This is a genomic window from Pararhizobium gei (assembly GCF_029223885.1).
GTDB classification, from domain to species: Bacteria; Pseudomonadota; Alphaproteobacteria; order Rhizobiales; family Rhizobiaceae; genus Pararhizobium; species Pararhizobium gei.
In genome coordinates, this window is sequence record NZ_CP119409.1 from 313,959 (window position 1) to 328,436 (window position 14,478).

The window sequence follows — 14,478 nt, forward strand, 5'->3', positions numbered from 1 at the left end:
GCCTAGAATAGGCTCCCCTGCTTCGGTGGGCTCTGAGCCGATCTCTCGGGACGCTTTCGCGTCGGTTGCGCAGGCGCCGCGCCGCCCTCGGTAGTCACCGCATCGACCGTGCCATCAGCGAATTGGATGGCGATCGCTTGATGAATGACAAGACCTGACGCCGCCTTGACCGGCGCGCCCTCCGCGTCCCGCACCAGCGCATAGCCGCGCTTCAGCACATTGCGATAGGAAAGGGATTGAAGAATGCGGTCCTGTGCGGCAACCTCTCCGCGCCAGCGGCGCAGATCGGCAGCAAGGGCGACGTCCGCCTTGCCCATCAGATTGGCCACACGATCCTGCAGCCGTTCGATCTGACCGGACAGCCGTCCGGGCGATGCCCTCAGGGCCGCATCCGCAGCGGCAATCCGTGACGCCGATGTCTGAAGCTGGCGCTCGACGCAGCGCTCTGCCCGGTTCATTCGCTCGGCCAGCCTCTGCCTCCGGTCGATAATCCGGCTCGTCAGCACGTCCGGCCGCAAATGCACCGAAGTACGCTCGAACAGCCGGCGCTTGTTGGCCGTGTTCGTCTCAAGTGCGCGCCCAAGCCGCGTCGAAGCTTCGTCGAAGCGGCGGCGGGGCAGGGCCAGCAATTGGTCGAGAGACGGAAGCGCGCGTGTCAGAGCCCGGACATTCTGGCGGCGATTGTCCATCTGGCGCGACACCGCGCCCTTCAGCCGTGCGGAAAGTGCCGAGAGGTTCGCCTCCAGATCGGCTTTTACGGGCACCGCCATTTCGGCCGCTCCCGTCGGCGTCGGTGCGCGCTGGTCGGCGGCATAGTCGATCAACGTCCAATCCGTTTCATGCCCAACGGCCGAAATCAGGGGGATGCCCGAGTTTGCCGCCGCCCGCACCACGGCTTCATCGTTGAAGCTCCAGAGGTCCTCAAGGCTGCCGCCGCCACGCGCCACGATCAACAGATCGGGCCGGGGAACCAGCCCATCGGGCGCCAAGCTGTTGAACCCGTCTATCGCCGCAGCCACCTCCTTGCCGGACCCTTCGCCCTGCACCCGAACCGGCCAAACGATGACATGCACGGGAAAACGACCGGAAATCCGGTGCAGGATATCGCGGATGACAGCCCCGGTCGGAGATGTGACCACGCCGATCACGCGCGGCATATAGGGCAGCGGTCGCTTGCGGGCCTGGTCGAAGAGACCTTCCGCGGCGAGTTTTCGCTTGCGCTCCTCGATCAGCGCCATCAGCGCGCCGGCCCCGGCCGGCTCCAGTGTTTCGATGACGATCTGATATTTCGATGAGCCCGGAAATGTCGTCACCTTGCCGGTGGCGATGACTTCCATGCCTTCTTCCGGCCGGAACTTGAGCCGGCTCATCGTCCCTTTCCAGATCACCGCATCGATGCGCGCCTTGTCGTCCTTCAGCGAGAAATAGGCATGCCCGGAGGAATGCGGGCCGCGATAACCGGAAATCTCGCCCCGCACCCGCACCTGATCGAAAGCCTGCTCGACCGTGCGCTTGATCGATCCGGACAGTTCGGAAACCGAATATTCGGCAAGGTTGGATGGGGAATCGGGTTCGAAAAGAGAGCTCATGATGATATTCTGCCGTGCCGGACCCGGGATGACCAGACGCAGGGCCATCCCTCAACAACCTTTGCCGCTGCCCTCAGGCCGAGGTCAGACCTGTTCCCAGCCATCTTTCTCGCTGGCCCGGTAGATCGCATCGATCAGCATCTGGTTTTTCTTCGAGCTTTCCAGCGGGACCACCTCTTCGTTTTCCCCCCCGGCGGCGCGGGAAAATGCCTCGACCTGCAGCTTGTATTGCCGGGCATCCTGAAAACGGAAGAGCTGGGATTGGGAGTGGTTCTGGTTGGTCAGTTCCAGTTCCTCGGCTCCGTAACGCTCGGCGTTGAACGGGGATTTCACCTCGATGAATCCTTGGTTACCGTGGAGAACCATGACCTGGCGGGCGGCAAGCTGGGTGGAAATATAAAAGCTCAGTTCGAAATCACCGAAATCGGCGCGCACGCTCGAAAACATGTCCGTGCCGAATTCAGGGTCGCGATCCGTGTTCGCCTGCACCCTCAGCGGTTCCTTGCCTGTCACGAACCGGGTGGAGATCGTTGGATAGACACCAATATCCGGCAGCCCGCCCCCGCCGAGTTCCGGCATGTTGCGCATATTGCCGGCATCGCGATTGTAATAGGTGAAAGCACCCTGGACATAGCGCAGCTTGCCAATGGCGCCGTCCTTCAGCAGAGACCGAACCTTCCGCCAGACGGGGCTGTAGGTGACCATGTAGGCTTCGGAAATCAAAACCTTGTTGCGGTCGCGGGCCGCGATCAGTGCGTCTATCTCGGTGGCCTTGAGCGAGATCGGTTTTTCGCACAGCACATGCTTGCCGGCATCGGCAGCCTTCAGCGACCATTCGACATGCTGCGACGTTGGCAGCGGAATGTAGACGGCGTCGATCAGATCGGAGGCCAGCATCTCGTCATAGGAGCCGAAGGCATGCGGCACGGAAAATCGGTCGGCCATATCACGGGCTTTGGAGAGGTTGCGGCTGGCAATGGCCGTCACGACGCAGTTTTCCGCATCCTGAATGGCGGGAACGACGAGTTCGCGGCCGATCTTGGCCGTCGATAGAATACCGAAACGCAGCATGATGTTTCCTCACTGTTTTGGCGGCACAGTATCCGCGAGGCCGGTGCCTATCAAGCGCCCGACAGCGGAATAAAATGAAGCGGAATTAAATCATCGCCGATGTGTAAAAACGCTGTACGCGCCTATCTTTGCTGGGGCAGAATTGTTCATCTCCCCGGCAACCAATCACGTCACTGGAGCCATATCATGGAAAAACGAACCCTCGGTCGGACCGGCTTGTCGATCGCGCCCCTGGTCTTCGGCGGCAATGTTTTCGGCTGGACGGCCGACGAGAAGACCTCTTTCGACCTTCTCGACGCCTTCGTGGGTGCCGGTTTCAACGCAATCGACACCGCTGATGCCTATTCCACCTGGGCTCCAGGCAATACGGGCGGGGAGTCCGAGGGGATCATCGGGCGGTGGTTGAAAAACTCCGGCCGCTCGAGAGATGAGGTGGTTCTCCTTACTAAGGTCGGATCCGAAATGGGGCCCGGCAGAAAGGGCCTCTCGGCGCGATGGATCGCTCAGGCGGTCGAGGATTCGTTGAAGCGGCTGCAGACCGACTATATCGACGTCTATCTTTCCCATTGGCCGGATCCGGAAACACCCTACGAGGAGACACTTGAGGCCTACGCCAAACTGCTTGCCCAGGGCAAGGTTCGCCATATCGGCGCCTCTAACCTCAACGCGGCACAAATGCGCGAAGCGCTGGACGTCGCTGCGCAAAACGACCTTCCACGCTATGATGTTCTGCAGCCGGAATACAATCTCTACGACCGGGCCTCCTTCGACGGCGCCTTGCGCAATCTCTGCATTGCCGAGGACATCGGCGTCATCACCTATTTCAGCCTCGCCAAGGGGTTCCTTTCCGGCAAATACCGTTCGCATCGTGATCTGGAGGGCTCGGCACGCGGCGGCGGCGTCGGCCAATATCTCGACGGGCGCGGTATGCGCATTCTCGGCGCCCTTGACGAGGTGGCAGCGGAAACCGGCAATACGCAGGCGGAAATTGCCCTGGCCTGGGTCATGGCCCGCCGCGGTGTCACGGCCCCTATTGCCAGCGCAACCACCCTGTCCCAGTTGAAGAACCTGACAAATGCCGCAACGGTCATTCTTTCCGACCAGGCCAGCCGTCTGTTGAACGAAGCCAGCGAATGACACGCAAAGGAAGACCCGATGACGCTTGTTATCCGTGACGTGAAGCCCGGCGACGAGGCGGATTGGCGGCGCCTCTGGGCCGCCTATGTCGTTTTTTACAAGGTGGCAGTGTCACCGGACGTAACGAGCGCGACATGGGGACGGATCCTCGACCCCCGGACTCCGCTCTTCATGCGCGTGGCGGAACTGGATGACCATGTTGTCGGCTTCGCCATCTGCCTGCTGCACGACGCTACCTGGGTGAAGGAGCCCGTCTGCTATCTTGAGGATTTGTTCCTTGACGAGGCCGTGCGTAGCCGCGGCATCGGCAGGGCCCTGCTTGACGACCTGGTTGCCACGGCAAAGACCAGTGGCTGGGCGCGCCTGTACTGGCATACGGACGAAGGCAACGAGACCGCACGCCGGCTCTACGACAAATATACCGAGGCCGACGGGCATGTGCGCTACAGGATGAGCTTCTAACGCCGGAAATCCGGAAAGCCGCGGTAGTGCTCGGCATGGCTGCCGGAATGGTTGCCCATCCCCTGTTTCGTCAGCAGGCCTTTTGGCTCGGCATAACTTGCAATGCGGCGGGCGGGGCATTCATGCCACTGGATATTCATCGCCCAGAGTTTGGGAAAAAAACACAGCGACGCATAGGGCAGGGTGTCGTGGATCCACCAGGCAAGCGACTGCCAGCCGTCGAGCCTGTCGCGGCGATCCCAGACCCAGGGCACGACGATGCAGGCCGTGGCTCCCATACATCCGCCCGCGTCGCGCATGTCCCAGATATGATCGGCAGCGCTTGCTGCGTTGGTCGAGCAGTTGAGCTTGTTGCGGTTTCCGAATTCGTTGACGGCGCGGCTGCGATAGCCGGAACGGATATGCAGCCTGCCGAAATGACGTTGCAGCGGTTCCAGCAGTTCCTCGCACAGCTTGGTGCCTGCGGCGATCGCCAGCGCCGGATCGTCGGGCACATTTGAAATTCCGTAGAAAGCTGCGATCTCGGAATGCAGGAAATCCCGCAGGAAGAAATTCTCCGAAAGACGGGTGCGACCCAGATCCTCCAGCGCTCTCATCGATTCAGGTTTTCGCATCTGATTTTCCTCTCCATCAGGCTGTGTCGGAACAGATCCTCAGTTGCGGGGTTACCGTAGCAACTGAAACAAACATCGGCATTTTATCTTTGGAATGCGCTTTGTAGATTAAGGAGACCAGATATGCAGCTTCCGCAGAATACGATTATTGCCGTTGCCGATGGCGAAAAGCTCAGCCTCTTTCAAAACGAAGGGGATGCTGCAAATGTGAAGCTGAGGATGATGCCGTCAACCGATATTGACAGCTCGAAAATCTCGTCCGGTGGACGCCATTCCAGCAGCGCCGCCAATCCCGATGACAGCCAGCAAAACGAAGACGGCTTCAGCTCCGGTGTCGCGGACATGCTGAACAAGCAGGTTCTGGACGGCAAGATCAAAAGTCTCGTCGTCGTGGCGGCACCGAGGACATTGGGCGAAATGCGCAAGAGTTACCATAAGTCGCTCTCAGAGGTCCTGATCGGAGAACTGGATAAGGACCTGACGGGCCACTCGTTGCAGGATATCGAGAAGGCATTGGCCGCAGCCTGAGACGCTGCCATTTTATGGACCCTTGGCTCGATCCCTAGCACCCATTAACACGAACGTCGCAGGCGGCGCCTCAGCAATTGAGGCGCCGCTTTTCATCTCATGAGCCCCGAAGTACGCCGCCGGTATTCTTTTCCACATTGGCGATGATCTTGCCGGCGAGCGCTTCAAAATCCTCATCGGTCAATGTCCGTTCTGCCGGCTGGATCACGACCTCGATCGCCACTGACTTCTTGCCTTCTCCAAGGGATGGCCCCTCGAAGATATCGAAGATATTGACGTTGGTGACCAGTCTGCGGTCAGCACTCGATGCCGCCTTCAGGATAGCGCCAGCTTCGACTGATTTTTCGACGACGAAGGCAAAGTCGCGCTTGACCGCCTGAAACGGCGAGAGCTCCAGCGCTGGCTTGGTGCGGGTGGCCTTCTTCTTCGGTTCCGGCATGGCATCGACATAGACTTCGAAGCCTGCCAGCGCGCCGGAAACATCGAGCGCCTCCAGCACCTTCGGATGAAACTCGCCGAAAGTGCCAAGGACGATCTTTGGACCGAGCTTGATCGTGCCGGAACGGCCGGGATGATACCAGGACGGTCCGCCGGCTTCGAACTGGACGTTGCCCATGGGGACGCCGCAGGCTTCAAGAACGGCGATGGCATCCGCCTTGGCGTCGAACACATCGACGGGCTTTCCGCCGCCCTTGGCCGCGTTCGACCAGGAGCGGCCCGCGCCGGCAAGCGACGCCGTGCCACGGCGGATCCCGCCGGCGACGCGCCGTTGGCCGGACGGTGTGTCGTTCTCATAGGTGCCGGACACCTCGAAGATCGCCACGTCGCCAAAACCTTTGTCGGCATTGCGCTGGGCGGCGGTGAGGAGGCCGGGCAGGAGCGAGGGCCGCATGTCGGACATATCGGCGGCGATCGGGTTGGCCAGAGAAAGCTGAGGCTTGCCGCCGCCGAAAAGCTCGGCCTGCGCCTTCGAAATGAACGACCAGGTGACCGCTTCGAGCATGCCGCGCGATGCCAACGCCCGTTTGGCAAGCCGGGTACGGATCTGCAGGGTGGTCAGGATCTTGCCGTTGACGGCGCCGAGGTTTTCGATCGGCTGCGGCTTGATATTATCGACGCCATGGATGCGCATGACTTCTTCGACAAGATCCGCCTTGCCATCGACATCCGGCCGCCAGGAGGGAACGGAGACGGACACACGGTCGCCGGAGCCTTCGACGCCGAAGCCGAGACCTTCGAGGATCGACACGGCCTCCTCAGCGCCAACCTCAAGACCCGTCAGGCGCTTGACCTCGGACACCGGGAAATCGACGATTTTGGGTGTATAGCCGGCATATCCAACCACATCGGTCTTCGCCGCCGTGCCGCCGCACATGTCAAGGATCAACTGTGTGGCGCGCTCGAGGCCCGGCACCATGTAGTCCGGATCGACGCCGCGCTCGAAGCGGTAGCGCGCATCGGTGATGATCCCGAGCGTCCGGCCGGTCTTGGCGATGTTCATCGGGTCCCAGAGCGCCGATTCGATCAGCACGTCGGTGGTGGTCTCGTCGCACCCGGAATGTTCGCCGCCCATGATGCCGCCGATGGATTCTATGCCGTTGTCATCCGCGATGACGACGTTAGCCGGCGAAAGAGTGTACTCCCGCGTATCGAGCGCCAGAACCTTTTCGCCCGCGACAGCGCGGCGGACGGTCAGGTTGCCTTTGACCTTGGCGGCGTCGAAGACGTGCAGCGGCCGCCCCTGGTCGAAGGTCATGTAGTTGGTCACATCAACCAGTGCGTTGATCGGGCGTAGGCCGATGGCAAGCAGGCGCTGCTGCATCCATTTCGGGCTCGGGCCGTTCTTGACGCCGCGCACGAGGCGAAGCGCAAAGCCAGGGCAGAGATGGGTGTCTTCGCCGAGGTCGAGCTTCACCTTGGTGGTGGTTTCACCCTCGACCGCGAAGGCCGGCTGCGGCTGCACCTTAAGCGTGCCCATGCCGGAGGCGGCAAGATCGCGGGCAATGCCGTGGATTGACGTGCAGTCCGGACGGTTTGGGGTCAGGTTGATCTCGATCATCGGATCGTCAAGCCCGGCATAAGCGGCAAAACTCGTGCCCACAGGCGCGTCATCAGGCAGGTCGATGATGCCGTCATGGCTGTCCGACATCTGCAACTCTTTTTCCGAGCACATCATGCCGCGGCTTTCGACGCCCCGGATGGTGCCGACTGCAAGCGTCACGTCGATGCCCGGAACATAGGCGCCAGGTGCGGCAAAAGCGCCGATTAGGCCGGCGCGCGCATTCGGCGCGCCGCAGACGACCTGCACCGGCGAACCCGTGCCGGTATCGACCATCAACACCTTCAGCTTGTCGGCCTGCGGGTGCTTTTCGGCCGAGACGACCTTGGCGATGACGAAGGGTTTGAACGCGGCCTTGTCGTCGACATGCTCGACCTCCAGCCCGATCGCCGTCAGGCGTTCGCAGATCTGTTCAAGCGTTGCATCGGTTTCAAGGTGGTCCTTGAGCCAGGAGAGGGTGAATTTCATGATGTCTTCTCAGGTTAGGCTATCGGTACTAGCGCTTTAATGTCGTCGATGGATAGATCTGATTTTTCAAAGCAGTCGGCACGCATAGCGCGGCGCACTTCGCAACCAGCCGTCTGACTTCGTTGGCATCGCGATTGAAGCGATTATCGTTTGTCTTTGTATAGAAACTGGACAAGGCGCCCACCTGTTGAATAACGGCGTCTGAACCGACAACGAGAAGCTCGGTCTCGGCTTGATAGTATTCCCGTCGGATATCATCGAATTTTTCGGGCGCGTCGGACATCGCCATAAACGAATTCAGATAGTTTCGGTACGCCACGCGCCTAATTTCGATGAGAGCGGATTTCCTATCAACTTTCCGTTGATATGCATAAGTGCCTACTGCTCCGGCAATGGGTAAAACAGCAATCAAGATTGGAAGCCAGCTATCCCCCACGCTTTAGGCAGCCTTCTCAGGCGCTCTCGCGCCGGGCGCTTTCACGCCCATGAACATGCTCTTCACCGAGATGCCCTCATCAACAGCCGTCCACCAAATGCCTTCATACATCAACTCGATGTCGTTCAGTTCGCTATCATTGAGTTCCGAAAGGAAGGGATACCACCAGAGAGGCGTTGCAATGACACGGCCATCGGCGAGCGCCACATGAACGTTGCCCTCAGAACACCAAGCACGCACAGGCTTCATCTCGTCGGTTTCAAAGGCCAAAGAACTCATCCCAAGCACCTACCCATTCATCACGATGTTCCGAGGCCACTTTGAGCAGCCTTGCGATTTCCTGATCACTATACCCTTTGTTCTGTGCGACTTCCAAACTCCTTAGCCAGACCTTCAGGGACTTTCCATCCTTGACAATATGAACATGTGGCGGTTCGCCGACGTCCAAGGCGTAAAACCGAAACTTGTATCCATGCCAGATCAGGAGCGTCGGCATAGGTCAGGCACTCAAACCGCCGAACAACGTCGGCATATCGAGTGGCCTGAACCCGTAATGGCTCATCCAGCGCACATCGGCGTCGAAGAAGTTTCTGAGGTCCGGCATGCCGTATTTCAGCATGGCGATGCGGTCCAGCCCCATGCCCCAGGCAAAGCCCTGGTAGACATCGGGATCGAGACCGCCGGCGCGCAAGACGTTCGGGTGCACCATGCCGCAGCCGAGGATTTCCATCCAGTCGGTGCCTTCGCCGAACTTGACGATCGGGCCGGAGGAACGGTCGCACTGGATATCGACCTCGAAGGACGGCTCGGTGAACGGGAAGAAGGACGGGCGAAACCGCATCGTCACGTCATCGACCTCGAAGAAGGTCTTGCAGAACTCTTCCAGGATCCAGCGCATGTTGGCAACGTTGGACTTGGTGTCGACGACAAGGCCTTCGACCTGGTGGAACATCGGCGAATGGGTGGCGTCGCTGTCCTGCCGGTAGGTCTTGCCGGGGATGATGATGCGGATCGGCGGCTTCTGCGCCTCCATCGTGCGGATCTGAACAGGTGATGTATGGGTGCGCAAAACCTTGCGCTCGCCGTTTGCGTCTGGATTGAAGAAGAACGTGTCATGCATCTCCCGCGCCGGATGGCCTTCGGGAAAGTTCAGCGCGGTGAAATTGTAATAGTCGGTCTCGATATCCGGGCCCTCGGCGATCGAGAAACCCATATCGGCGAAGATCGCGGTGATCTCGTCGATGATCTGGCTGATCGGATGGATGCGGCCACGCTCGGCCGGCGAGGAGCGCACCGGCAGGCTGATATCGACGGTCTCGCGGGCAAGACGCTCGGCGATGGCAGCGTCCTTGAGGGCGGACTTGCGGACGGCGATGGCGTCAAAGACGGTGTTCTTCAAGGCGTTGATGGCGGCACCACGCGTTTGCCGCTCGTCCGGGCTCATCGTGCCGAGGGTTTTCAGCAGTTCGGAGATCGAGCCCTTCTTGCCCAGCGCATTGACGCGCACGGCTTCGATCGCGGCTTCGTCACTGGCAGCGGTCACCTCGGCCAGCAGGTTGTCTTTCAGTGCTTCCAGATCGGACATGGTTCAATTCCCGTGATCGGTCAAAGAAAAACCCGCGCCAGCCGTGCCAGCGCGGGTTTCCCAAATTAAATTCCAAAAGGTTGGGAAGCGCTGGTTTACTTGACCGCGCTTTCAAACTCGTTGGTGGTGCCGGCGTCCTTGAGGTAATCCAGCGCTTTCTTGGCGGCAGCGACGAGTGCGCCGAACGCTTCCGGCTCATGGATCGCCATATCTGAGAGAACCTTGCGGTCGACTTCGATGCCAGCCTTTGACAGACCGTCGATGAAGCGGCCATAGGTCAGGCCCTGCTCGCGAACTGCAGCATTGATACGCTGAATCCAGAGAGCGCGAAAATTACGCTTGTTGACCTTGCGGTCGCGGTAGGCGAATGCCTTCGAACGGTCAACCGCGGCCTTGGCGGCGCGGATGGTGTTCTTGCGGCGGCCGTAGAAGCCCTTGGCTGCCTTGAGTGTCTTCTTGTGCTTGGCGTGAGCTGCTACGCCGCGTTTTACACGTGCCATGTCATGATCTCCTTAAAAAATCCAAAAGTGCCAGACGTCTTAAAGACCGTTGGGCAGGTAGTTCTTGATGACCTTTTTGCCATCAGGCTCTGCAAGCACCATGGTGCCACGCGCATCGCGAATGAACTTGTTGGACCGCTTGATCATGCCATGACGCTTGCCTGCGGCAGCTGCCATGACCTTGCCGGTTGCGGTGATCTTGAACCGCTTCTTGGCCGAGGATTTCGTCTTCATCTTGGGCATTTTGCTACTCCATTTTTTTTGATTACGAGATCGACTGACGAGGTCGTCTCCAGCGTAAAGAACGGCCACGGCATGCCCTGCCGGACCGTTCGGACGGCGGCTTGTAACCGAACCACCCACAAAGTGCAACGGGATTCGGAAAGCGGCCGGATTTTTCGGCCTTGTCCAGCACATGAAAGCGAAAAAGCCGCCCTTACGGCGGCTTGATCGCGTCCAGTCCTGAAATGCACGCTCACTTCGGAGCGAGCACCATCATCATCTGGCGACCTTCGAGCTTCGGTTCAGCTTCGACCTTGGCGATCGTCGTCGTGTCTTCCTTCACCTGAAGCAGAAGCTTCATGCCCAGTTCCTGGTGGGCCATTTCACGGCCTCGGAACTTCAAGGTTACCTTCACCTTGTCGCCGTCTTCGAAGAAGCGGTTCATCGCCTTCATCTTCACGTCATAGTCATGCGTGTCGATGTTGGGACGCATCTTGATCTCCTTGATCTCGATGATCTTCTGCTTCTTGCGGGCCTCGGCGGCCTTTTTCTGTGTCGAGTATTTCAGCTTGCCCAGATCAAGGATCTTGCACACCGGCGGCTCGGCATTCGGCGAAATTTCCACCAGATCGAGACCGGCTTCCTCTGCAATGCGCAGCGCCTGGTCCGTGGGGATGCTTCCGTGATTGACGCCTTCGGCATCGATGAGCTGAACCCGGAGCGACCGGATTTCCTTGTTAGAGCGGGGCCCGTCTTTTGTCGGGGCATCCGTTTTGAACGGTCTGCGAATGGTCGTACTCTCCTCGAATTGTTAAAATGTCTGGCCGACGGCCGCGCGATTTCTGGCGCTATGCCCTTCAACTGCCGCTGAACCGTCATGTGTAAATTGCTGCGGCAAAGTCAATACCACAGGTCTTTGTGAAAATCACCACCTGTCGGGTGCTGCAAAAATCTGTTTTAGAAGAAATTCGAGAGATCTTAGCGCTTCACGGGAGAAACAACCGATGTCCTTGCCAGTTCAAGGCCCCGATCCAGTTCTTATCGATGTCGGGGCCGGTCCCGAATCGCGCCGGATCGCTCTCTGCGTCCAGCCCGCTCCCGCCGCAACCGGCCAGCCGGCCCTGGTCTGGCTCGGCGGATACCGGTCTGACATGTCGGGAACCAAGGCGGTCGAACTGGCGCGCTATGCGGGGGAAAAAGGGCATGCCTGCATCCGCTTCGATTATTCGGGCCACGGCCTTTCCGGCGGCAGATTCATCGATGGCACGATTTCGCGCTGGCTGGAGGAGAGCCTTGCCGTGATCGATCATGTCCGCCCGGAGCGAATGCTCCTTGTCGGCTCGTCCATGGGGGGCTGGATCGCGCTGCGCCTGATTGCCGAGCTGCGCCGTCGCGGGGAAGGCGGCAAGGTCGCCGGCCTGGTGCTGATCGCGCCGGCGCCGGATTTCACAAGCGAGTTGATCGAGCCGAACCTGACGGATGCCGAGCGGGCATCGCTTGAGACGCTTGGCTATTTCGAGGAACCGACGCCCTATGGACCCGATCCCAACATCTATACGGCACGCCTGATCGAGGACGGGCGGAGAAACCGCGTCCTCGACGGCATCATTGAAACAGGCTGCCCGGTTCATATCCTTCAGGGGATGAAGGATCCGGATGTTCCCTATGCCCATGCTTTGAAGCTGATGGAACATCTGCCTTCCGACGATGTCGTGATGACGCTGATCCGCGATGGCGACCATCGCCTTTCGCGCCCCGAGGATATTGAGAAGATCCTCTCGGCAGTGGCGGCTTTCGCCGGGGCATGAGGTGCCGCAAATCGCGCCGTTGCCGATTTGCCGCGCATTTTAACCATGTTTCGCAATCCCTAAATCTGCAGATTGACTTCGTTTCAGGTGCGCTGTTAACTCTTTGTTAACGATTAAAGCAGCGCGCGGCGGGGATGGTCGCGAAGCTGATGCCGAGCTTCAGACTTTGCGGGGCGTCTTCGGAACTGTTTGGAAGATTGCCGCGCCACAGGGGACATGTATGGCGCAGTTGACTGGGGTAAAGAGGACGATCGTGGCAATCGCGGCCGTTTTCGCATCGGCAGGTGGGGCAGTTCCGGCGCCGAACGTAACAACGGTTTCGATGCAGACCGGTGCCATCACGTCCCAGCCGATCGGTCACTATGAATTCTGCCAGACCCATCGCTCCGAATGCGATATCAAGACCAAGCCATCGACCGCGCCGCGCGTGACAGATTTCGGATGGTCGGTCATTCGCGAGGTTAACGCCTCGGTCAATCGTGAAATCACGCCTGTCACGGACATGAATCTGTTCGGCAAGGATGAGGTTTGGACCTATCCGCAGGCCGCCGGCGACTGCGAGGATTTCGTTCTCCTGAAGCGCAAGCGTTTGATGGAAAAGGGATTTTCTGCATCAGACCTGCTGATAACCGTGGTTAGGAAGTCGGACGGAGAGGGCCATGCGGTTCTCACCGTGCGCACCGCGCAAGGCGACTTCATCCTCGACAATCTCGATGACGAGGCGAAGCTCTGGACAAGGACATCGTATCGCTTTCTCAAGCGCCAGGCTTCGTTCAATACCGGCCGTTGGGTAACCATTGAAAATGGCGCGGAAGTCCTGGTCGGTTCCGTCGGCAACTGATCTGAGCTGGATCGACGAGAGAAAACGCTGTCACGTCCCGTGGCTGATTGTCCTTACGCATTTCCAATCAGCACACCTGCCGCCAGCACGAGGCTGCCGCCGAGCACGACCTGCAAAACAGCGCGCAAAAACGGTGTTTCCATATATTTGTTCTGAATGAAGGCGATGGCCCAGAGTTCGATGAAGACGATCGCTCCGGCGATGATCGTCGCAGTCCAGAAATTCGGGATGAGATAGGGCAGGGCATGGCCCAGTCCGCCAAGCGTCGTCATGATGCCGCAGGCAAGGCCGCGTTTGAGGGGTGAGCCGCGACCGGACAGCTTGCCGTCGTCATGCGCCGCTTCGGTGAAGCCCATCGAGATCCCCGCGCCGACGGAGGCGGAAAGGCCGACCAGAAAGGTCTGCCAGGTGTCCTGCGTCGCGAACGCGGCGGCGAAAATCGGTGCAAGTGTCGAAACGGATCCATCCATCAACCCGGCAAGGCCCGGCTGGACATACGTGAGCAGGAACTGTCTGTGCGCTGCTTCGTCTTCGGTCTTGCGTACCTCTCCGGTGACGTGCTTGCCGATAAGCATGCGGGCGATATCCTCATGCCCCTGTTCGGCCAGCGCCAGATCTCCGAGCAGTTGCCGGGTGCCTGCGTCCGACGTCTGCCGGGCGGCCTCGATGTAGAAATTATACGCCTGGCTTTCCATGGCCTCCGCCTCGCGCCGCACCGCCTCCAGCGACAGCGTCTTGCGCAGCCAGTCCGGCCTGCGGCCGAGGAAGCCCGCCACATGCTCGCGGCGGATCAGCGGTATGCGCTCTCCGAAGCGTCGGCGATGCATGTCGATCAGCATCGACTTGTGCGTGTTCTCCACCTCCGCCATATCCTCGAACACCTTTGCCGAATCGGGATACTGGTCTTTCAGAGCCTGGGCATAGCCGAGATAAATCCGCGCATCGTCCTCTTCCGAGGAAATGGCCAAGGCCAGCACTTCCTGCTCGGAGAGAGAGGAAAGCGGGCGCTTGGAATGACCAAGAAGACGGGCAAACATGATGCACAAAACCTAGTTTAGAATTATTCTAAAATATGGTTTTGGCGCGGGAAGGTCAAGATGCTCTTTGCGCATTTGGCACAGACAGGCTTCGCACGAGGACGTGCCGGCTCCGGCCTGT

At 59.6% G+C, this 14,478-nt stretch carries 17 protein-coding genes; 5 read left to right on the forward strand and 12 right to left on the reverse strand.

The window, feature by feature from the left end; all coding sequences use genetic code 11:
• Positions 1 to 2: 2 nt before the first annotated feature.
• Positions 3 to 1,589 (reverse strand): exodeoxyribonuclease VII large subunit, encoded by a 1,587-nt coding sequence (xseA, locus tag PY308_RS01425; RefSeq protein ID WP_275787230.1) that lies wholly within the window; start codon positions 1,587 to 1,589, stop codon positions 3 to 5.
• Between the two features lie 84 nt (positions 1,590 to 1,673).
• Entirely contained in the window at positions 1,674 to 2,660 is a 987-nt protein-coding gene (locus PY308_RS01430) for a Gfo/Idh/MocA family protein (protein ID WP_275787235.1), read from the reverse strand.
• A 186-nt stretch (positions 2,661 to 2,846) separates the two neighbouring features.
• Here PY308_RS01430 and PY308_RS01435 point away from each other — a divergent pair, with 186 nt between their 5' ends.
• Positions 2,847 to 3,797, forward strand: coding sequence for an aldo/keto reductase (locus PY308_RS01435; RefSeq protein WP_275787237.1), 951 nt, complete (start codon positions 2,847 to 2,849; stop codon positions 3,795 to 3,797).
• An 18-nt stretch (positions 3,798 to 3,815) separates the two neighbouring features.
• Positions 3,816 to 4,259, forward strand: coding sequence for a GNAT family N-acetyltransferase (locus PY308_RS01440; protein WP_275787240.1), 444 nt, complete (start codon positions 3,816 to 3,818; stop codon positions 4,257 to 4,259).
• Here PY308_RS01440 and PY308_RS01445 read toward each other — a convergent pair.
• Positions 4,256 to 4,873 carry a hypothetical protein gene (locus tag PY308_RS01445; protein WP_275787243.1) on the reverse strand — a complete coding sequence of 206 codons (618 nt, stop codon included), beginning with the start codon at positions 4,871 to 4,873 and terminating at the stop codon, positions 4,256 to 4,258. The genes PY308_RS01440 and PY308_RS01445 overlap by 4 nt on opposite strands.
• A gap of 123 nt (positions 4,874 to 4,996) precedes the next feature.
• Between PY308_RS01445 and PY308_RS01450 the strand changes: the two genes are divergently transcribed.
• Positions 4,997 to 5,401 carry a host attachment family protein gene (locus PY308_RS01450; protein WP_275787246.1) on the forward strand — a complete coding sequence of 135 codons (405 nt, stop codon included), beginning with the start codon at positions 4,997 to 4,999 and terminating at the stop codon, positions 5,399 to 5,401.
• Between the two features lie 97 nt (positions 5,402 to 5,498).
• Here PY308_RS01450 and pheT read toward each other — a convergent pair whose 3' ends face one another.
• The 8 genes from pheT to infC form a co-directional block, all read right to left on the reverse strand.
• Positions 5,499 to 7,928 (reverse strand): phenylalanine--tRNA ligase subunit beta, encoded by a 2,430-nt coding sequence (gene pheT / locus PY308_RS01455; RefSeq protein ID WP_275787248.1) that lies wholly within the window; start codon positions 7,926 to 7,928, stop codon positions 5,499 to 5,501.
• A gap of 28 nt (positions 7,929 to 7,956) precedes the next feature.
• Positions 7,957 to 8,217 (reverse strand): hypothetical protein, encoded by a 261-nt coding sequence (locus tag PY308_RS01460; RefSeq protein WP_275787251.1) that lies wholly within the window; start codon positions 8,215 to 8,217, stop codon positions 7,957 to 7,959.
• A 150-nt stretch (positions 8,218 to 8,367) separates the two neighbouring features.
• Positions 8,368 to 8,643 carry a DUF2442 domain-containing protein gene (locus PY308_RS01465; protein ID WP_275787254.1) on the reverse strand — a complete coding sequence of 92 codons (276 nt, stop codon included), beginning with the start codon at positions 8,641 to 8,643 and terminating at the stop codon, positions 8,368 to 8,370.
• Positions 8,624 to 8,860 carry a DUF4160 domain-containing protein gene (locus PY308_RS01470; protein ID WP_275787256.1) on the reverse strand — a complete coding sequence of 79 codons (237 nt, stop codon included), beginning with the start codon at positions 8,858 to 8,860 and terminating at the stop codon, positions 8,624 to 8,626. The genes PY308_RS01465 and PY308_RS01470 overlap by 20 nt, the downstream gene beginning before the upstream one ends.
• Positions 8,861 to 8,863: 3 nt before the next feature.
• Positions 8,864 to 9,949 carry a phenylalanine--tRNA ligase subunit alpha gene (gene pheS / locus PY308_RS01475; RefSeq protein ID WP_275787259.1) on the reverse strand — a complete coding sequence of 362 codons (1,086 nt, stop codon included), beginning with the start codon at positions 9,947 to 9,949 and terminating at the stop codon, positions 8,864 to 8,866.
• A gap of 95 nt (positions 9,950 to 10,044) precedes the next feature.
• The gene (gene rplT / locus PY308_RS01480) at positions 10,045 to 10,449 is read right to left on the reverse strand and encodes a 50S ribosomal protein L20 (RefSeq protein WP_275787261.1); all 405 of its coding nucleotides are present in this window, start codon (positions 10,447 to 10,449) and stop codon (positions 10,045 to 10,047) included.
• A 39-nt stretch (positions 10,450 to 10,488) separates the two neighbouring features.
• On the reverse strand, positions 10,489 to 10,692 hold the full coding sequence (gene rpmI, locus PY308_RS01485; protein ID WP_018323613.1) for a 50S ribosomal protein L35: 204 nt from the start codon (positions 10,690 to 10,692) through the stop codon (positions 10,489 to 10,491).
• A gap of 232 nt (positions 10,693 to 10,924) precedes the next feature.
• Positions 10,925 to 11,461 carry a translation initiation factor IF-3 gene (infC, locus tag PY308_RS01490; protein WP_275790974.1) on the reverse strand — a complete coding sequence of 179 codons (537 nt, stop codon included), beginning with the start codon at positions 11,459 to 11,461 and terminating at the stop codon, positions 10,925 to 10,927.
• A gap of 214 nt (positions 11,462 to 11,675) precedes the next feature.
• On the opposite strand from infC, the gene PY308_RS01495 reads away from it, so the two are divergent.
• Both PY308_RS01495 and PY308_RS01500 read left to right on the forward strand, forming a co-directional pair.
• Positions 11,676 to 12,479, forward strand: a complete 804-nt coding sequence (locus tag PY308_RS01495; RefSeq protein WP_275787272.1) for an alpha/beta hydrolase — start codon at positions 11,676 to 11,678, stop codon at positions 12,477 to 12,479.
• 220 nt (positions 12,480 to 12,699) lie between these two features.
• A complete protein-coding gene (locus tag PY308_RS01500) occupies positions 12,700 to 13,320 on the forward strand; it encodes a transglutaminase-like cysteine peptidase (RefSeq protein WP_275787275.1) in 621 nt (206 codons plus the stop codon).
• A 53-nt stretch (positions 13,321 to 13,373) separates the two neighbouring features.
• Here the strand turns inward: PY308_RS01500 and mbfA are convergent, their stop codons facing one another.
• Positions 13,374 to 14,357, reverse strand: coding sequence for an iron exporter MbfA (mbfA, locus tag PY308_RS01505; RefSeq protein ID WP_275787277.1), 984 nt, complete (start codon positions 14,355 to 14,357; stop codon positions 13,374 to 13,376).
• Positions 14,358 to 14,478: the final 121 nt, after the last annotated feature.